Consider the following 293-nt stretch of genomic DNA (forward strand, 5'->3'; position numbering starts at 1 on the left):
TGCTGCCCGAGCAGTTGGAACTCTCCTTTTAAAAGTTATTTTTGTAAAAAAGCCCCAATGAAAAAAATCCTGATGATTCTTTTCATCTCTGTCTTCTTTTCCTGTGCAGATGACAAACCACTTTCGGGAGAGCTGACAGACTTTCTTCCGCCGGCACCCGCAGTGATCCTGCAAATGAAAAATCCTGATCTTTTTTTCAGCAATCTTCAGAATAACGAATTCATCAAACTAAACCGGGAACATGAAGTTTTTGAGAAGATCGGCGAAAAATTAGCTATCCTGGATCACTTTCC

The 293-nt window shown here is 40.6% G+C and carries 1 protein-coding gene; it reads left to right on the forward strand.

Features of this window, described 5'->3' with window-relative positions; genetic code table 11:
* Positions 1–57: 57 nt before the first annotated feature.
* Positions 58–293 (forward strand): hypothetical protein (locus HC175_RS23035; RefSeq protein WP_168140082.1); only part of this gene is annotated, 236 nt, incomplete at its 3' end.

The sequence above is a fragment of the Salinimicrobium oceani genome (assembly GCF_012037645.1).